Source organism: Halodesulfovibrio spirochaetisodalis (genome assembly GCF_001672295.1).
GTDB lineage: Bacteria > Desulfobacterota > Desulfovibrionia > Desulfovibrionales > Desulfovibrionaceae > Halodesulfovibrio > Halodesulfovibrio spirochaetisodalis.
The window spans coordinates 15,708-34,329 of the sequence record NZ_JXMS01000006.1; the positions used below are offsets into that span (position 1 = coordinate 15,708).

An 18,622-nucleotide genomic window follows, 5' to 3' on the forward strand; every position below is an offset into this window, starting at 1 on the left:
GAAAAAATTTTTGAACCAGCAAATGAAACGTAATCTCCCTAAAACTCACTGCACAGCACTAAAAAAGCCAGACTCAACCATACCAACAAGGTATTTTCGAGTCTGGCTCTGTTATTTCTCTACAACTGCGTACAATTATCGCAGTGAACTGACAATTTTTTTGTCAGTATACGCAATATATTCTGTCGCAGCTAATGAACGTATAAGTAGCGTTTAATTTTTTGTGTCGGTGTTTTTTCAAACGGTTCGGTCTGCTCAATGACTTTCACAATTCTTGAGAATCCAGCCACTTTGCTGTTCACACTGACGCGAATTTCTTCAAGCAGCTTCAGCACTTTTTCTTCGACTTTTGCCGCGTGCAAGTTACCGAACTCGTCATCCACTTTGGTTCTGTCCATGTGAATACGGGCAATCAATTTTCTGTCCTGCTCGTACACAATTGTTTCCAGAACCCAAGGAGACTGCATAATCATGCCCTCCAGTTCTTCCGGATAAATGTTCTCGCCGCTTGGCCCTACAATAACATTTTTAAGGCGACCTCGAATGTACAGGTAGTCGTCAGCATCAAATTTACCCAGATCACCGGTACGGAACCACCCGTCTTCGGTAAATACAGATTTGGTTATCTCAGGCGCTTTGTAATACTCACGCATCACGCTAGGCCCTTTGGCAAGAATCTCCCCCTCTCCAGTTTTCGGATTCGGGTTATCTATCTTCAACTCCACACCGGACAACTTATATCCGGTCGATTGCAGACGAGTCTGCGCAGGGCCTGTGCCCGCAAGCAACGGACTGGTTTCTGTAAGACCGTAGCCGATGGCATACGGGAAATGCGCTTCTTTTAAGAATCGTTCTACTTCCGGTGCAATGGCTGCACCGCCGATACAGAACACCCGCAGGCTACCGCCAAATGTTGCCAGCAGCTTTTTCCCTGCTATTTCATGCAGCTTCGGACGGGCAACTTTGTACAATACGCGCTTAAACCAGCTTCCGGTCAGCTTCGGCAAAATTGCAGCTTTAAAAATTTTCTCAATAACAAGCGGGACAGAAAGCATTACAGTCGGCTTAACCTGCGCCATAGCAGGAAGAAGCGCACGTGCTGTAGGCGGCTTATCCATGTAATAAATATGGGCACCGTTCATGAGGGGCAGGATAAGCCCCAAAGTACATTCATACGTATGGGATAACGGAAGAATTGAGAGCAATCTGTCACCCGGCCCCACTTCTACAATATTGCGCACGGCATACGCATTGGAAACTATGTTCTCGTGGGTGAGTACTACCCCTTTGGAGTGACCTGTTGTACCGGATGTGTAAATAATCGCCGCCACATCATCAGGGGCAACGCTGTTGTCTGCAGAAAAAAGGCTGATTGTGCCTTCTATCTTTTCAGCATGTTCGCGCTCAATAAACTTCTGGGTGAGATCACGAGCCTTTTCCATAATAGAACGAAATTCACGTAATCCAGCTTTCTTCAGCTCTTTAAGCTTCTGAGGCTCTTCATCAAATGCAACCGGAGAAAATGTTTCCATAAGGAATAATTCAGGCGGCTCATCATATTGTCCGTCTTCCACCTTGCAGAACAGTTTTTGAGAAACAATAACTGCGCGGGCTTCAGAATGACGGATGATATGGTGCACAGCATCAGGATGAAAATCCGGCAAAATCGGAACAGCCACAGCCCCCATGGCGGTAATGGCAAAATACGCAATACCCCAGTTAGGAGTACTTTCACTTAAAATTGCCACCTTATCACCGGCAACAATCCCGTGCTTTACAAGTACACCCTGCAAGCCCTGAACAGCAGTGGCAAATTCCTTGTACGTAATAGGAACACCGCCGACATTCGACAGAGCGGGGTGATCAGAAAATAAATCAGCACTGCGCTCCAGCACTGCCGTGAGTGTATACGTTGTAAGTGGGTACATGAAGGCTCCGTAAAAAAGTCATCCTTTCAAACCGATAAATACTGTTCACTGCCAAACGATTTGTCTCTACGCGAAGATGAGCAACTCTGCAACGGCATGTCAGTCTGTCCCTGACTCCCACCCCCCTCAATTGACCTTTTAGACCCTTTGAGCATAAGAATACGTGTACTACATTATTTCATAGAAGGATTATCCCATGATTAAACATATTGTCTGGTTTACATTCAAAGAAGAAGCTGAAGGCGCAACCGCATCCGAAAACGCAGCAAAAGCAGTTTCTATGCTCCGCAATCTTGAAGGCAAAATCCCTTCCCTTAAAACCATCGATGTATCCATGGAATTTGCCAGCACTACAACGGAAGATGTGCAGGTAGTTCTTCTTTCCACTCACGATGATGAAGAAGGTCTTGCAAACTACAACCAGCACCGCCTGCACGTTGAATGCGTAAACTTCATCAAAAAAGTTATCGCTTCCCGCAAAGCAATCGACTTTGTTGTTTAGCATGTTCGCTAGTCAGGTACGGCAAGCGTACCTTGTCGAAAACCCTATATTTCACAGAGCCTCCTGACAAAAAAACAAAAAAAGGCTGTCCTTACACAAGGACAGCCTTTTTTATTACTTGCAACAATGCTGCGTTCAAGCGCAACAATTAGAATCTGTAGCCAACAGTAAGACCAAAGATGTGTGCATCACCATCTTTGAACTCACCTTTCTGTGCATACGGCATACCGTTGGACTTAGTTACATGTACGGTTGCAGATCGTTCTTTCATGAGGAGGTAGTTGTAGCTCGCATCAACAGACCAGCTTTCATTGTGCCAACCGGCACCAAAGCCAAACAGATGACGATCGTTTGCAGGAACCATGTAACTCAGGCTGTCACCGTTCAACGGGGAGTTATCGTACACATAACTTGCACGTACATCCCAGTTTTCAGTCAAAGCGTACTCTGCACCTGCATTGTAGCGCCAAGTATCTTTGTAATCACTTTTCTTTACAAACGGGCCGCCTTCGAACTCAACCTTCAACTCACTGTAGCTGCTCCAGCCAATCCATGTTGCGCCGACTTCCACACTTAATTTATCAGTCGGTTTCACATTGATACCAAAGCCAACCTGTTCAGGCAGAGTGATTTTACCGGATGCGCTGGTATCTTTAATTCTGTTGCTTCCAGCATCCATATTGATATCACCTTTCACACTCTGTGTGACCTGTGAACGGTAGCTTGCACCTGCAGAAAGCCATTCTGTGATCTGGTAACGGGCACCTACGGAAACGCCTGCACCCCAGCTGTCGCCTGACATCTTAGTATCAAGATAGCCCGGAATCATCGGGTGACCGGTTTTCTTCTTCAACATGAAGTCAAACCACATAATTTCCGGCCCGATGGCAACAGAGAAGTTCTTTGTTACCTTGTAGCCGATAAGCGGGTTGATTGACACGGAACGAATGCGCACATCATGCACATCGCTTGCACCCGGCCAGTCACTATCGAACTTGGTCCCAAGACCGAAGCGTGAAAACACACCAACACCGACATACACGTCATCAGTAAGGGCGTGAGTTGCGTAAAAATGCGGAATAGTCCAAAGGCTACTTTCACCATCGTAGCTGCCTGCATCTTCAGCAGGTGAATCAATTTTAACGGTGGCAGACGGGTAAATACCACTTACGCCAAGCGCAAACTGAGTCCCTTCCAGTTCAGTCAACTGAGCAGGGTTGATCGCAATGGAGGAAGGGTCGGCCTTACCGGCCATTACAGAGTTACCCAGCGCGTTTGCACGGGCACTGTATTCGTAGATACCAAAACCGGCAGCCTGCGCAGCTACAGCAACAAGCAGCACAGAACAGATAACAATAAGTTGGATTACACGACGAGTCACATTCTCTCCTAATGTGAGTTAAAAGTAAGACAACCGTTCCCCTTAAGTTGCCTCCACAAGCGTGTCGTCCCTCGTTCGATTCAGTCATTTTTAAGCAGAAATGAAGTAGCACTCACCTAATAACAAAACTCTATTTTTGCAAGCTAATTCAAGATATTACGCACCAGACAGCACTTCAAAACACAGTCGCATACACTGCTGAGAGTGTTACTATTATCCATCCTATTTGAGAGTCTTTGTATCTCAAAAAGCAGTTTTGCTATTATTTAGAATAGCTTCTACGCACATGCGTGCAGTGAACAGTGTTCAGGCATTTTAGGGAGATAGAAAAAAACCTTTGAGAAAAGCTTGCTTCTCGAGCGAGATTTTGATTGTGTGCAAGACACTGGTGATGAACACAGAAAATTGGTTTATTGCAAATGTAAAAAATTGTTAAACCGCAGTGTTGGGGTCGTAGCGGCAGGCAATTCTACATTTGAAATGGAGATGAGCTGTTATGGAATCCATCCGTGAATTGTACAGAATTGGTGTAGGACCTTCTTCCAGCCATACTATGGGCCCAAAAAAGGCTGCAGAACTGTTTTTACAGCAATATACACATGCAAACCGGTATGTTGTACATCTGTACGAAAGCCTTGCAGCAACCGGCAAAGGACACCTTACTGATAAGGCTGTGCTGGAAGTGCTTGGTGAGGAGTATACTAAAATACAATGGCATCCTGAAAAATGTTTGCCGCAACATCCAAACGCCATGACATTTGAAGCGTTTGATGAACAAGGGGAACTGTTAGGAACTCGTACGTTCTTCAGTGTCGGCGGGGGCGCAATTCGCGAACTCGGCGAAGAGGAACAAGAGCAAAAATCGGTGTACCCGCTCACGACAGTCAAAGATATTATGGAGTACTGTTCGCAAAAAGGCATCACGTACTGGGAATATGTAGTGGAATGCGAAGGGGAAACAATTTTTGATTTCTTGGATACTGTCTGGGAAACAATGGAATCTGCAGTAAAAAAAGGTCTTGAAAACCAAGGTGTTTTACCGGGTTCAATCGGCCTCAGCAGACAGGCATGGCGTTATCTCAGACGATGCCGCAATGCCTCTGAAGATATGCAGCAGACAGGGCTTATCACCGCATACGCTCTTGCTGTATCAGAAGAAAACGCTGGCGGCGGCATCATTGTCACCGCTCCTACTTGCGGCGCAAGCGGCGTTGTTCCGGCAGTGCTCTATTACCTGCAGGAACAGCAGCAGCTGAAACGTATCGATATCTTACGAGCGCTGGCAACAGCAGCCCTGTTCGGTAATGTCATTAAGTTTAATGGCTCAATTTCCGGTGCAGAGGTCGGGTGTCAGGGTGAAGTCGGATCAGCATGCGCTATGGCGGCAGGTGCCGCGGCAGAGCTGCTTGGTGGTACGCTACGCCAAATCGAATATGCAGCAGAAATGGGGCTTGAGCATCATTTAGGGCTTACATGCGATCCGGTAGACGGACTGGTGCAAATTCCTTGCATCGAACGTAACGCCTGTGCTGCTACCCGCGCACTTTCCTGCGCACAGATGGCTATTCTTTCAGACGGCACACACCACATTACGTTTGATGAGGTTGTACACGTTATGAAGCAAACAGGGCACGATCTGCCAAGCCTGTACAGGGAAACCTCCACAGGCGGGCTTGCAAAAGCCTATGCAGGGCGCTGTCGAACGCCAAAATAAAAAAACGGGCTGCTTATCTTAAGCAGCCCGTTTTATTTTGTAAAAAGAACGAGTCTCTAGCTTTCCAGCCACGTTTTCGCGTACTCATATTCCTTCTCAGAAAACAGTTTTGCCTCAAACGGCATCAACGGCAAAAAGAATCCGGCAGCTTTATGCACCCATTCTACATCGGTCACAAGAGCGATTCTTTCCCACGCAAAAAGATGACGTAACCCAAACACTGTATCTGTCGCCACTGCTCCCATTGAATAGGTTGAGCCTTCAGTAATATGCATAAAGCATTTCACTTTTTCATACGTCTCTAAAATCTCTTTTGCACGGGGAATCAGCACTTCTTCATAGTCACTGCGTGTTATTTCGCCGTGTGTCTCAATGGCAATGGTCTCATCACCGAATCCTTCCAGTAACTTCAGCATGTCTACCTCACTTACGAACAGATGAATCAGGCAGCGGAATCGACTTCTTCAAAATCACCGGCTCCCAAGCTGCAGCCAGCGCATCCGCCTCAATAAGATCCTCTTTGGACATATGCTGCTCAAGCACTTCTGCATTGCGCTTTGCTTTACTGCTACCACTTGAAGCCGCAAGCCTGAACCACTTCATTGCTTCAACAAGATTTTTTTCAACACCTTCACCGTTACCGTACATAACACCAAGGTTAGTCTGTGCAGCAGGGTGACCCTGATTGGCAGCCCGTAAGTACCACTTTGCTGCAATACCAAGGTCTTTATCTACTCCAAAACCGGCTTCATACGCAGCACCTACGCCAAACTGTGCATTCGGGTGCTCGTTTTCTGCAGCGCGGGTCAGCCAGTAGATAGTTTTCGATGTATCCTTCTTTACACCCTGCCCTAAATGATACAGCACAGCCAGATTAAACTGTGATTGCGGATCACCTTCTTTTGCCATTGAGCGGATGCATTGATATGCCTCATCATATTGCGCGGAGAAGTAATACTTATCGCATTCCTGCTGGGTATATTTCTTTGCCGATGCAAGCGAAACACTGAGCAGACACAAACACAACACCAGTGCGAAAAACTGAACTATCTTTGTCATACCATGCCCTCCCGTGGCCATGATCCAAAACCTGTTTTAACTGTGGGCAATTGTAGCACTCGCGAGCCGCCGGAACGTTGATAAAACAGATTAGGGATGGGATAACAGAGAGGATTATCTGGAGTCTCAGGATTACAAAAAAGCCTGCACTACCCAAAAGGTATTGCAGGCTTTAGAAAGTCTAGAAAACTAATGACAACAATGTCATACAACAGTTATCCGCTGTATAGTTACATGCGTACAACACCATCTTCTGTTACCAGAACCATGTGCTCCCAACGCACTCCACCCCACTCAGGATAATACAATCCCGGTTCGGCAGTTATCACCATTCCCGGCTTCAAAACAGCATCCGAACGCATATTCACAGACGGGGCTTCGTGGGTCTCCAGACCAATGCCGTGACCTAATGAATGGGTAAACGCATCAGCCACTCCGGCGTCTTCAAACACCTTCACAGCAACTTCATGTGCTTCTTTAACAGGCATTCCCGGTCTCATGGCTGCAATAGCCGCATCCTGCGCAGTACGCACAAATTCCATAGTCTGCTGGAACTCATCCGAAGGTTTGGAGCCGACCCAGATAGTACGGGTCTGGTCAGAACAATAATCATTCAGACGGCACCCCACATCAATCAGCACAGGGCACTCCTCTTTAATCACTGTATCACCGGGGATAGCATGCGGCAGAGCAGCATTAGGCCCCACAGCAACAATAGAAGAAAATGCCAGTTCGCTCGCGCCATGATCGCGGAAAAACTTTTCAATATCCCACGCCACAGCCTTTTCAGTACGTCCCGGTCTGCAAACAGACGGCACCCACTGCATCAGCTTATGGTTAAGGGCACACGCTTCCTTCAGACATGCAATCTCATGCTCGTCTTTAATAATTCGCAGCTCTTCAACCAAGCCGTCGCCTTCAACGCAATGCAACCCTTCTGAAAAGCTCTTCTGGAATGCATACGGAATGGTCTTCGACTCAAAACCGATTGTGCCATAGCCAAGCTGCTTAATATGCTCATTAATAGAGCCGGCAGGGTTCGCACGATAAATATAGATACGGGACTCATCCCACAGCCGTTTTGCAGCATCCCAGTATCGGGAATCCGTAAACAGCCAGTCTTTTCCGTCCTTCGTAATCAGCAGATAGCCTGCATACTCATTCTTCTGCCCGTCATGCAGCTCAAAACCGGACAAATAATACCGGTTAGCCTCATGGCTGATAAAAAGTGCATCAATACCTTTTTCATGCATTAGCGCGCGAAGCTTCTCGCGCCTTGTCTGGCATACCTGATTCATACTCTATACGTCTCCTGTCAAAGGATGGTTCTCTATCCGTAACATGTTCTGTGCACAGTGCATCACCATACTCCTGACAATATACTCAGGCAAGGCATCAATCAGGAATAATTCCTGATTGACGACTCATTATCACTGGGCTACCTTCTCTACAGCAAATTTTACCAGCTTAAGGAAACGGAAATGAAACTTACTTCCTGGAATGTGAACGGCTTTCGCGCTGTACGGAAAAAGCCAGAGTGGCAATGGTTCGAAGAAAATGAAGCCGACATTGTCGGTGTGCAGGAAACAAAGGCAATGCCAGAGCAAATTGCCGAAGAGGACAGACATCCCGAAGGTGTTTTCAGCTACTGGCTCGGCTCAACCGTTAAAAAAGGGTACTCCGGCACAGCAGTTTTCTCCAAAATAAAACCGCTCAGCGTAAGCTACGATCTTCCCGACCCCGCATACCAAGGAGAAGGAAGAGTCATTCATCTTGAGTTTGATGCATTCCACTATTTCAACATCTATTTCCCGAACGGGCAGGCAGGCGATGACCGGCTTGAATACAAGCTCGGTTTCTACGACTCCTTTCTGGCGCACGCAGAAGAACTGCGTAAAACAAAGCCAATCGTGGTCTGCGGCGACTTCAACACTGCACACAAGCCTGTTGACCTCGCACGCCCGAAGCAAAACGAAAAAACATCCGGTTTCCTGCCAATCGAACGGGAATGGCTCGATAAGTTTGTTGCTGCCGGCTACGTAGACACCTTCCGCCATGTGAATCCCGACACCACCGACAAATACTCGTGGTGGTCATACCGATTCAATGCACGTAAAAACAACACCGGATGGCGTATCGACTACTTCTTTGTCTCAGACGAACTCAAAGATGCCGTCAAAGACGCTTGGATTGAAGATACGCAGTTCGGCTCTGACCACTGCCCTGTCTGGCTGGAACTTGATATTTAGTCTTAGGCTTTTTTAATGCCTCCGGCGGGCAAGGGCTCTGCCCTGCACCCGCAAGGGGCTCGCCCCTTGACCCATTTATACGCGAAGCAACCCGCATTTTTATGGTATTGGAAGCCGCGAAAAAGCTAACTTTCTATCACAAAAAAGGCTGTCCCTCATCTGAAGGACAGCCTTACTTTTTTGAAAGGTAGTGGCGCGAAAGCCGCGAGGTGATCTTAAAAAAAGAAACAACTCGCGAGTAAAAAGTTTGAAAGGGGGTCTGGGGGAAAACTTTACAAAGTTTTCAGCCCAGTCGCCAAAGGCAAACTTCTTACAAAAATTGCTACCAGCTCATACGCATTTTTGCGCCCATGGCGGACATTTGGCGTTTCAGTTCAGGGATGGTGTATTCCCCGTAATGAACAATGGAGGCGATGAGCGCAGCAGTTGCTTTACCTTGTGTCACGGCATCGTACATATGCTGTGGGTTTCCGGCACCGCCTGAAGCAATGATCGGAATACTTACAGCTTCGGCAATGGTACGGGTGAGATTCAACTCATAGCCGTCTTTGGTACCGTCTGCATCGATGGAGTTCACGCAAATTTCGCCAGCACCAAGTGCTTCAGCTGTCTTTGCCCACTCAATGGCGTCCATATTCATATGCTTTCTGCCACCGTGGATGACGATTTCGTAGCCGGAAGGGATATCTGCGGTTACTGGAACCTGCTTTACATCCATACCCAGTACGATTGCCTGATTCCCGAATCGTGCAGCGCCTTCGCTGATGATATCAGGATTTTTAACAGCACCGGAGTTCACGGAAACTTTTTCAGCACCTGCGTTCAGGGCATCACGCATGTCTTGTACGGAGTTAATGCCACCGCCCACGGAGAACGGAATAAAAATTGTGGAAGCAACTTTTTCTACAACATCAAGAAAGATACCGCGTCCTTCATGGGAGGCTGTGATATCGTAGAATACGATCTCATCGGCACCTTCATCGTAGTATTTTTTGGCAGTTTCCACTGGATCGCCAATATCAACGTTGCCTTTAAACTTGATGCCTTTGGTCAATCTTCCATCACGTACATCGAGGCACGGAATAATACGTTTACTTAGCATTAGCGGCCTCCTCACAGTAGTTGTAGAAGTTTTTCATAAGGCGCAGGCCAGCGCGACCGCTTTTTTCCGGATGGAACTGTACAGCCCATAATCCCGGGCCACCGTGGATGGAGCAGAACTCGAAGCCGTACTGGGTTGTGGCAATCACATATTCCGGTGCCGGATCTGGGAAGTAGGAATGCACGAAGTAGAATTCGTCTTCATCGCTGATGCCTTTAAGCAGTTCGCATGGCTTATGCTGGGTTACTTTGTTCCAGCCCATGTGCGGAACGCGAATCGGCTCACCGTTCATGTCCTTCCATTCATCATTAAACAGATTACACTGCCCAGGGATAATACCGAGAGTCTTGGTATTACCTTCCTGACTGTAATCGAGCATAATCTGACAACCAACACAGATACCGAGCAACGGCTTTTCCTGTTCAATGGCTTTACGCAGTACTGATTCTAGACCGGAAGCTGCAAGCTCCTCCATGGCCTGACCTGCTGCGCCGACGCCTGGAAAAATAATTCCATGAGCCGCCAACACTTCATCTGGGTTTGCTGTAATTTTATTTGGGATACCGAGATGATCAAGCGCACGTTTCACGCTTGTCTGGTTCCCCGCTTTGTACTCAAGAATCGCGAGCATGTGAGCGGCCTCCTTATATAGTATGTTGGTGTTCTATTGCCATATAATCGCAGTATACGGCAGTAGTTTACAATGATTCAGATTGTGGGAGTAACAGGCGCAAAGGAGAAGAGCAAGTATTTACGCGGCCGCTTGCATTACGCAGCATGGCAGGATATATTTTGGCAAAAGAAAATATTTTTTCGTTTGCCTTTTGATTCCCGTTAGCGTAAGACACGGAGATTTCTGGCGAGGGCACGAGGTTCAATCCGCTCCTTGTCTTACAGGTTGACGGTAATCTCGGGTTCTTACGTCATTTTATCTCGCGGGGAATTCTTTCCCGCTATTTTTGTGCCCGACAGAATATTCTGTCTTCACCGAGAAGGTGCAACCTTTACAACCAGAGATTTTTGCCACCATGCCAAAAAGGACAGATTTAAAGCGCATTATGGTTATTGGCTCCGGACCGATCGTTATCGGTCAGGCTTGTGAGTTTGATTACTCCGGAACTCAGGCTGTTAAAGCCTTGAAAGAAGAAGGGTACGAAGTTGTGTTGGTTAACTCCAACCCGGCTACGATCATGACAGACCCTGAACTTGCTGACCGGACGTACATTGAGCCAATTGAACCTGAAACGGTTGCTGAAATTATCCGTAAAGAGCGACCTTGTGCTCTTCTGCCCACACTTGGCGGCCAGACCGGTCTGAACACTGCGCTTGCAGTTGCAGAGTCCGGTGTGCTTGAAGAGTGTGGCGTTGAACTTATCGGGGCAACCAAGTCAGTTATTGAAAAAGCGGAAAGCCGTGAACTTTTCCGTGAAGCAATGGCCAATATCGGCCTCAGCGTTCCGGGTTCTGACATTGCCCGCAGTATGGACGACGTACGTCGCATCGGCGAAGAAATGAACTTCCCGATCATTATCCGTCCTGCATTTACAATGGGCGGTAAAGGCGGCGGTATCGCCTACAACATGGAAGACCTTGAGACTATTGCCTCACAGGGTCTTGCAGCGTCTATTCAGTCAGAGTTACTTCTTGAACAGTCCATCATCGGCTGGAAAGAGTACGAAATGGAAGTTATGCGCGATAAAGCGGATAACTGCGTTATCATTTGTTCCATTGAAAACTTTGACCCAATGGGCGTGCACACCGGTGACTCCATTACCGTAGCACCAGCACAGACACTCACTGACCTTGAATACCAGAAGATGCGTGACGCATCCATCGCCATCATGCGTGAGATCGGCGTTGAAACTGGTGGTTCAAACGTACAGTTCGGTGTTAACCCTAAAAACGGCGACCTCGTGGTTATCGAAATGAACCCGCGTGTTTCCCGTTCCTCTGCCCTTGCTTCTAAAGCAACCGGCTTCCCTATTGCTAAAATCGCGGCAAAGCTTGCTGTGGGATATACACTTGATGAAATCCCTAACGATATTACCCGTGAGACAATGGCTTCTTTTGAACCGACCATTGACTACTGCGTAACCAAGCTGCCTCGTTTTACTTTTGAAAAATTCCCTGGCGCTCAGGACGAACTGAACACCGCTATGAAGAGTGTTGGTGAAGCTATGTCCATCGGACGTACCTTCAAAGAATCCTTCCAGAAAGGCATGCGCTCTCTTGAAGTTGGTGTTGCAGGATTCGGCAGCGACTACCGTGGTAAGCTTCCAGAACGTGAAGACATCATGGGTCTGCTGCGCACACCGAACTCCAAGCGTGTATTCGCCCTGCGTCACGCATTCCTCCTTGGCATGACCATTGAGGAACTGCACGAAATTACGCACATTGATCCGTGGTTCCTCCACCAGCTCAAGGACATCATTTCCATGGAAGAAGAGATCAAGGACTTCGGCCTTGCAAACTCCCTTGCTCCTGGCAATGACGAACTCTACGCACTCATGAAACGTGCAAAAGAGTACGGTTTCTCCGACCGTCAGCTTGCTGAAATGTGGAAGCAGCCGGAAACAGCAATCCGTCAGCTGCGTAAAGACCTCGATCTTGAGCCGGTGTACTACCTTGTAGACACCTGTGCTTCCGAATTTGAAGCATACACACCGTACTACTACTCTACCTACGAAACAGGAAAAGAGATTGAAGTTGCGGACAAAAAGAAAGTAATCATCCTCGGTGGCGGTCCTAACCGTATCGGTCAGGGCATCGAGTTTGACTACTGCTGCTGTCATGCATCCTTTGCTCTGCGCGACATGGATGTACAGTCCATCATGGTTAACTCCAACCCTGAGACTGTTTCCACTGACTACGATACATCTGATCGCCTCTACTTTGAGCCGCTCACCTTTGAAGATGTAATGAACATCGTAGAAATGGAAAAGCCGGACGGCGTTATCATCCAGTTCGGTGGCCAGACTCCACTGAACCTTGCTGTACCGTTATTACGCGCCGGTGTGCCTATCCTCGGTACCCATCCGGACTCCATTGACCGTGCAGAAGACCGTGAACGCTTCCAGGCGCTCATCAACAAGCTCGACCTCATGCAACCTGCTAACGCCACTGTGATGTCCTTCGAAGAGGCACGCAAGGCAGCAAAAGGTATCACCTACCCGCTTGTTGTTCGTCCTTCCTACGTACTTGGCGGACGCGCTATGGAAATAGTGTTCGATGAAGAGCAGCTTGCAACCTACTTTGACAAATATGTTCCAGTTAACCTTGAGCACCCGATCCTTCTGGATAAGTTCCTTGAGAACGCGACAGAAGTTGACGTGGATGCCATCAGCGACGGTGACGAAGTATACGTTGCAGGCATCATGGAGCACATTGAAGAAGCAGGTATCCACTCTGGTGACTCCGCTTGCGTTCTGCCTCCACACACCTTGCCTGCTGACATCGTAGGTGAGATTCGCAGACAGACTATCGAGCTTGCAAAAGAGCTTCGCGTTATCGGCCTCATGAACATTCAGTTCGCGGTCAAAGACAAGCAGATCTTTGTTCTCGAAGTTAACCCGCGTGCGTCCCGAACCGCACCGTTCGTATCCAAAGCTACCGGCGTACCACTGCCGCGACTGGCTACTCAGGTAATGCTCGGCGAAAAGCTGGCAGACCTTGATCCTTGGTCCATGCGCAAGCACGGATACGTATCTGTTAAAGAATCAGTATTCCCATTCTCACGCTTCCCTGGTGTAGATATTCTTCTCGGACCTGAGATGCGTTCCACCGGTGAGGTTATGGGTATTGCTAAAACTGTTGAAGAAGCCTTCATGAAAGGTCAGGTTGCCTGCGGACAGGTTCTGCCTCAGGAAGGAAAAGTATTCATCTCTGTGAATGATCGCGACAAGCCGTACATCCTTGATGTAGCCAAGCGCTTCGCTGATCTCGGCTTCGAAGTTCTTGCAACTTCAGGTACCGCTAAACTGTTCATTGAGAACGGAATTCCGGCGACAAGAGTTGCAAAAGTCTACGAAGGTCGACCAAACATAGTTGACTTTATTAAGAATGGTGAAGTAGCTCTCCTCTTGAACACGGCTTCAGGAAAACGCACCGTGCAGGATTCCAAGTCCATCCGACAGGAAGCATTGGTGTACGGAGTACCTTACTCCACCACAGTTTCCGGAGCTCGTGCTATATCTATGGCTATAGCAGAACAGAGAAACTGCGAACTCACTGTTAAGAGTCTGCAGGAATACTACGCCGGAGAATAATCCTCCGAAAAAGGCTGGAAGGGATGCCATGAAACGTGAATATTGTGGTGTGTTCGGGATCTATAATCACGAAGAGGCAGCCCGCCTTACTTACTTTGGTCTATATGCTCAACAGCATAGAGGACAGGAAAGTGCCGGTATCGTAACATGGGACGGCACAAAGCTTCGTGAAGAACGTGGCATGGGGCTTGTTCCCGATGTGTTTAACGAAGAGCATCTCAGCAGAGAACTGAAGGGCAATATTGGTATGGGCCATGTCCGGTATTCAACTACCGGTGGTTCACGCCTCAGAAATGCTCAACCATTTATGGTTCAGTACAAAGACTTAGAGCTCGCCATTGCGCACAACGGGAACCTTGTAAACACTATGGAACTGCGTGCTAAACTTGAAGAACGCGGCTCCATTTTTCAGACCACAATTGACAGTGAAGTCATTGTGCATCTGATTGTACAAAACCTGCGCACAATGCCGCTTGAAGAAGCAGTACTTGCTGCATGCAAAGAAGCTCAAGGTTCGTACTCGCTTTTGCTTATGGTGAATAATAAGCTTATTGCAGTGCGTGACCCGCTCGGAATTCGTCCTCTGGTTCTTGGACGTCTCGGAGAATCACACGTCATCGCATCGGAGACATGCGCATTCGACCTGCTTGAAGCAGAGCTTGTGCGCAACATTGAGCCGGGAGAAATGCTCGTAATCGACGGCAACTCTATGGAGTCCTACAAAATGGACGTTGAAGTAGAGAAAAAACGCCACTGTATTTTCGAGCTTGTTTACTTCTCCCGTCCAGACTCACTTGTCTTTGGCGAAAACGTGTATACCTGTCGAAAAGAAATGGGACGCCAGCTCGCGCTGGAGTCACATGTGGATGCTGACTTTGTCATGCCGTTCCCCGATTCCGGTATCTACTGTGCTGTGGGCTATGCACAGGAATCCGGGTTACCGTACGAGCATGCGATGATTCGAAACCACTATGTGGGTCGAACCTTCATTCAGCCTTCACAGAGCATGCGTGATTTTAGCACCCGTGTTAAAATCAACCCGGTAAAAAGCCTTATAGAAGGTAAGCGTATTGTCATCGTGGACGACTCCGTTGTCCGTGGTACAACAATCCGCTCCCGTGTTAAGAAGCTGCGGGAACTCGGTGCAAAGGAAATTCACTTCAGAGTGAGTTGCCCGCCAATCAAGTTCCCGTGTTACTACGGCATCAACTTCTCCTCCAAAGGAGAACTCATTGCTGCCAATAATTCCATAAAGGAGATCGAAGATTACATCGGTCTGGACAGCCTTCATTATCTTACTATCGAAGGTCTGCTCAAATCGGTTTCGTCTCCTGATGATTACTGTCTTGCCTGCTTTAACGGGGATTATGCAATCCCATGTCCGGGCGGCAATTGCGGATCTTGCAGCTGCTAGCTGTATGTCCGCCGGAGCTTAATTAAGAATGAATAAGTGTATCTGCACACCTGCTGGTGACTGGCTCGCAAAAGGACGTCAGGCACTCCAGATCGAAATCGAAGGTCTGGAAACCGTAAAAACGAACCTTGACGAATCTTTTGTACGCGCAGTCGAATTGCTTGCAGAATGCAAAGGCCGTGTGATCATCACAGGTCTCGGTAAATCCGGCCTTGTCGGTCGTAAGCTTGCAGCTACCCTGTCTTCCACAGGGACTGCGTCCTTCTACCTGCATCCTGTTGAAGGCGCCCACGGCGACCTCGGCATGATTCGCGAAGAAGACGTAGTGGTGTCCATATCCAACTCCGGAGAAACTGACGAACTTAATGCAGTTCTTCCGGCAATGCGCTCCCTCGGAGCGTCTGTGATCTCCCTTACTGGAGGCGTAACATCAACAATGGCGCGTCTGTCCGACATCGTCATTAACACCGGTGTACCTAAAGAAGCCTGCCCGCTTGATCTTGCTCCGACAAGCTCAACAACTGCCACGCTTGCTATCGGTGATGCTCTCGCAGCATGCCTGATTGAAGCAAAAGCATTCACCGCGGCTGACTTCAAACGCTACCATCCGGGTGGAGCACTCGGGCAACGCCTGACTATGTCAATCGATGCCCTGATGCTGCGCGAATCCGATCCGGTTGTGCTGCAAGAAACTCCGCTTTCAGAAGCACTCCGTGTCATGGATCAAGGACGCCTCGGCACAGTCGTATTTACCGACGCTGAAGGCTGCCTTACCGGTATCCTCACAGACGGCGATCTGCGTCGCCTCATCTGCCAAGGAAAACTGGATATGGAACAACCTTCTTCCCAAATTATGGTCAGCAATCCCTACAGAGCTAAAAAAGGCTCATCCGTGGCGGAACTTCTCGACTTTATGGAAGAAAAAGCAATCACTGTACTTCCAGTTGTGGAAGAAGACGGGACCCTTTGCGGTATCGTGCATATGCACGACCTCCTCGGCAAAGGACGCGTTAAGTTCAGTAGATAACAAAGCTTCGCAGTCTACAACATACCCAAAAGGGCGGCATGAATATGCCGCCCTTTTTTCGTCTTTTTTGACGTAGGCTGGACTGTATGCGGAGTGCCTTCGGCGACCCTGCGGGGCTTGTCTCCGACGGCTGGGCTGAAAACTTTGGAAAGTTTTCCCCCAGACCCCCTTTCAAACTTTCTACCTGCGAGTCTTTTCTTTTTTTAAAAATCCCTCGCGGCTTTTCCCCACTACCGTTCCAATACATAAGGCTGACCTTCATATGAGGGACAGCCTTTATTCTTTTGCCGTGGAAAGTTAGCTCCTACGCGGCTTCCAATGTCATAAATAACAAACTGATTCGCGTATATTCGGGGTCAAGGGGACGAGTCCCCTTGTGGGGGTGCAGGGGGCAACGCCCGCCTGCCCGTCAGAGACAAAAAACAACGTCATAACGGCTTCCCCGCCTACAAATAAGGAGAAAACAGCCAGAAGAACGCATCACGAATACGCACTGGAAGCGGCCGAGAAACCATTTCGCGGTGCGTCACTTCCTGCGACTGACGCACGGTATCATCCACATGCTCAATAAGCTGCTGCGCTAAATTCATGTCCAGCACTTCCACATTAAGCTCGAAATTAAGCTGAAGGCTCCGTGGATCCATATTAGCGGAGCCAAATTGCACGTAGCAATCGTCGACGATGAGAAGCTTTGTGTGGCAGAACGGCTGGGGCTGATAAAAAATACGCACACCTGCTTCGAGTAAGCCGATGAAGTAGTTTCTGCTTGCCCAGTGTACAAACGGCCAGTTGGATTTCACCGGTAAAACAATGGTGACGGCTATGCCGCGTAGCGCTGCAATGGACAGTACACTGAGTAGCTCTGCGGATGGCAGGAAATACGGGGTGATTATACGTACTGAATGCTTTGCAGCACTGATGGTGGCCAGAATAGAGGTTTGAAGGGGGTTATCGGGATTATCCGGCCCGTCTTTGAGAACACGGGCGAGGACATTGCCTGTATGATCCATGGGCGCAGGGAGCGGCTGATGCGGTGCTCCGTTTGAATATGCCCAATCTTCCATGAAAATTTGCTGTAGCTGAGAGACGATGGGACCTGTCAGCCGGTAGTGCATGTCTGAAAGCCTGCGGTGCCCTTTTGAATCGCGGGTTCCGCCTATGTTCATACCGCCTGTGAAACCGATTTTTCCGTCCACTGCAAGAAGCTTGCGGTGGTTACGCAAATTCAGACGAATCTGCGGCGGGAACAGGCTGAGTGGAAGGAATATGGTGGCTGGCACACCGTTTCTTTTGAGGATTCGCACAACGGAATACCATGACAGGAGCCTACCGAATCCATCTATCAGTACAGCAACGTGTACGCCCCTGTTATGGGCATCAATAAGGCTTTTAACGAACTTTCGCCCGACAGGGTCTTTATCGAGCAGGAAGGTGGATAGGTAAATTGACTCCCGTGCTTCCTTGATGGCCTCCAACATGGCGGGATAGGCTTCTTTCCCGTTATACAAGGGCTGGATGCTGTTGCCTTTCAATGGGAAGGTACCAGTCATGGCACGACCGATTTTTTCGAGCATTATGAGCTCTTTTGGAAGCTCTTTGAGCAGGCAGGTGTGCGCCCTGTGATCGGGCGGCTTAAGATGCCCCATGACATTCTGTTGTTCAAATTCTTCACGCAATCGGGTCGCACTACGCCGGACACGGTTAACCCCGAAAATCACATACGCAAGCACGCCGACTACTGGCAGCGAAAGACACACGGTGACCCAAACCAGCGCTGAATTGGGCTGCTTTCGGGTCAGCAGTGCGTGTCCCGCTCCGATTACCGACAAGATGAAAAAGAAATTGAATAATAAAACGTAAGGAGACATGCACGCTCCAGTATGCAGTATGAAGACTCAATATTCCGTACTCACCTGATAGAAGACAGCTCGTTATCAATACCGTTGCGTTATTCTTTTTTGCAAGTTTTATTCTTTGTCCA

General features: G+C 48.5%; 14 protein-coding genes. 6 read left to right on the forward strand and 8 right to left on the reverse strand.

Annotated elements, in window-relative coordinates; genetic code table 11:
- Positions 1-191: 191 nt before the first annotated feature.
- Positions 192-1,928, reverse strand: a complete 1,737-nt coding sequence (locus SP90_RS04735) for an AMP-binding protein (protein ID WP_066853129.1) — start codon at positions 1,926-1,928, stop codon at positions 192-194.
- Positions 1,929-2,124: 196 nt separating this feature from the next.
- Here SP90_RS04735 and SP90_RS04740 point away from each other — a divergent pair, with 196 nt between their 5' ends.
- Positions 2,125-2,430 (forward strand): Dabb family protein, encoded by a 306-nt coding sequence (locus SP90_RS04740; protein ID WP_066853131.1) that lies wholly within the window; start codon positions 2,125-2,127, stop codon positions 2,428-2,430.
- A gap of 148 nt (positions 2,431-2,578) precedes the next feature.
- Here the strand turns inward: SP90_RS04740 and SP90_RS04745 are convergent, their stop codons facing one another.
- The gene (locus SP90_RS04745; protein ID WP_066853133.1) at positions 2,579-3,811 is read right to left on the reverse strand and encodes an OmpP1/FadL family transporter; all 1,233 of its coding nucleotides are present in this window, start codon (positions 3,809-3,811) and stop codon (positions 2,579-2,581) included.
- 496 nt (positions 3,812-4,307) lie between these two features.
- Between SP90_RS04745 and SP90_RS04750 the strand changes: the two genes are divergently transcribed.
- A complete protein-coding gene (locus SP90_RS04750) occupies positions 4,308-5,525 on the forward strand; it encodes an L-serine ammonia-lyase (protein WP_066853135.1) in 1,218 nt (405 codons plus the stop codon).
- 56 nt (positions 5,526-5,581) lie between these two features.
- Here the strand turns inward: SP90_RS04750 and SP90_RS04755 are convergent, their stop codons facing one another.
- From SP90_RS04755 to SP90_RS04765, 3 genes are all read right to left on the reverse strand, one after another.
- Positions 5,582-5,941: a SpoIIAA family protein gene (locus SP90_RS04755; RefSeq protein ID WP_066853137.1), complete on the reverse strand. Its 360-nt coding sequence runs from the start codon at positions 5,939-5,941 to the stop codon at positions 5,582-5,584.
- A gap of 7 nt (positions 5,942-5,948) precedes the next feature.
- Positions 5,949-6,584, reverse strand: coding sequence for a tetratricopeptide repeat protein (locus SP90_RS04760; RefSeq protein ID WP_066853139.1), 636 nt, complete (start codon positions 6,582-6,584; stop codon positions 5,949-5,951).
- Positions 6,585-6,814: 230 nt separating this feature from the next.
- Entirely contained in the window at positions 6,815-7,882 is a 1,068-nt protein-coding gene (locus SP90_RS04765; protein ID WP_066853141.1) for a M24 family metallopeptidase, read from the reverse strand.
- Positions 7,883-8,065: 183 nt separating this feature from the next.
- Here SP90_RS04765 and SP90_RS04770 point away from each other — a divergent pair, with 183 nt between their 5' ends.
- Positions 8,066-8,833 carry an exodeoxyribonuclease III gene (locus tag SP90_RS04770; protein WP_066853143.1) on the forward strand — a complete coding sequence of 256 codons (768 nt, stop codon included), beginning with the start codon at positions 8,066-8,068 and terminating at the stop codon, positions 8,831-8,833.
- Positions 8,834-9,155: 322 nt separating this feature from the next.
- Here the strand turns inward: SP90_RS04770 and hisF are convergent, their stop codons facing one another.
- Both hisF and hisH read right to left on the reverse strand, forming a co-directional pair.
- Positions 9,156-9,935 (reverse strand): imidazole glycerol phosphate synthase subunit HisF, encoded by a 780-nt coding sequence (hisF, locus tag SP90_RS04775; protein ID WP_066853145.1) that lies wholly within the window; start codon positions 9,933-9,935, stop codon positions 9,156-9,158.
- On the reverse strand, positions 9,925-10,566 hold the full coding sequence (gene hisH, locus SP90_RS04780; protein ID WP_066853147.1) for an imidazole glycerol phosphate synthase subunit HisH: 642 nt from the start codon (positions 10,564-10,566) through the stop codon (positions 9,925-9,927). The genes hisF and hisH overlap by 11 nt, the downstream gene beginning before the upstream one ends.
- A gap of 397 nt (positions 10,567-10,963) precedes the next feature.
- On the opposite strand from hisH, the gene carB reads away from it, so the two are divergent.
- From carB to SP90_RS04795, 3 genes are read left to right on the forward strand one after another with little or no spacing between them, the layout of a single operon-like run.
- On the forward strand, positions 10,964-14,200 hold the full coding sequence (gene carB, locus SP90_RS04785) for a carbamoyl-phosphate synthase large subunit (RefSeq protein WP_066853149.1): 3,237 nt from the start codon (positions 10,964-10,966) through the stop codon (positions 14,198-14,200).
- Positions 14,201-14,228: 28 nt separating this feature from the next.
- Positions 14,229-15,614: an amidophosphoribosyltransferase gene (purF, locus tag SP90_RS04790; RefSeq protein ID WP_066853151.1), complete on the forward strand. Its 1,386-nt coding sequence runs from the start codon at positions 14,229-14,231 to the stop codon at positions 15,612-15,614.
- A 28-nt stretch (positions 15,615-15,642) separates the two neighbouring features.
- Positions 15,643-16,641 (forward strand): KpsF/GutQ family sugar-phosphate isomerase, encoded by a 999-nt coding sequence (locus SP90_RS04795; RefSeq protein WP_066853153.1) that lies wholly within the window; start codon positions 15,643-15,645, stop codon positions 16,639-16,641.
- Positions 16,642-17,087: 446 nt separating this feature from the next.
- Here SP90_RS04795 and cls read toward each other — a convergent pair whose 3' ends face one another.
- Positions 17,088-18,509, reverse strand: coding sequence for a cardiolipin synthase (gene cls, locus SP90_RS04805; RefSeq protein ID WP_066853158.1), 1,422 nt, complete (start codon positions 18,507-18,509; stop codon positions 17,088-17,090).
- Positions 18,510-18,622: the final 113 nt, after the last annotated feature.

Coding starts and splice junctions, on each gene's coding strand:
- SP90_RS04735 (WP_066853129.1), bottom strand. CDS start 1,928: ATGTACCCACTTACAACGTATACACTCACGGCAGTGCTGGAGCGCAGT.
- SP90_RS04740 (WP_066853131.1), top strand. CDS start 2,125: ATGATTAAACATATTGTCTGGTTTACATTCAAAGAAGAAGCTGAAGGC.
- SP90_RS04750 (WP_066853135.1), top strand. CDS start 4,308: ATGGAATCCATCCGTGAATTGTACAGAATTGGTGTAGGACCTTCTTCC.
- SP90_RS04755 (WP_066853137.1), bottom strand. CDS start 5,941: ATGCTGAAGTTACTGGAAGGATTCGGTGATGAGACCATTGCCATTGAG.
- SP90_RS04760 (WP_066853139.1), bottom strand. CDS start 6,584: ATGACAAAGATAGTTCAGTTTTTCGCACTGGTGTTGTGTTTGTGTCTG.
- SP90_RS04765 (WP_066853141.1), bottom strand. CDS start 7,882: ATGAATCAGGTATGCCAGACAAGGCGCGAGAAGCTTCGCGCGCTAATG.
- SP90_RS04770 (WP_066853143.1), top strand. CDS start 8,066: ATGAAACTTACTTCCTGGAATGTGAACGGCTTTCGCGCTGTACGGAAA.
- hisF (WP_066853145.1), bottom strand. CDS start 9,935: ATGCTAAGTAAACGTATTATTCCGTGCCTCGATGTACGTGATGGAAGA.
- hisH (WP_066853147.1), bottom strand. CDS start 10,566: ATGCTCGCGATTCTTGAGTACAAAGCGGGGAACCAGACAAGCGTGAAA.
- carB (WP_066853149.1), top strand. CDS start 10,964: ATGCCAAAAAGGACAGATTTAAAGCGCATTATGGTTATTGGCTCCGGA.
- purF (WP_066853151.1), top strand. CDS start 14,229: ATGAAACGTGAATATTGTGGTGTGTTCGGGATCTATAATCACGAAGAG.
- SP90_RS04795 (WP_066853153.1), top strand. CDS start 15,643: ATGAATAAGTGTATCTGCACACCTGCTGGTGACTGGCTCGCAAAAGGA.
- cls (WP_066853158.1), bottom strand. CDS start 18,509: ATGTCTCCTTACGTTTTATTATTCAATTTCTTTTTCATCTTGTCGGTA.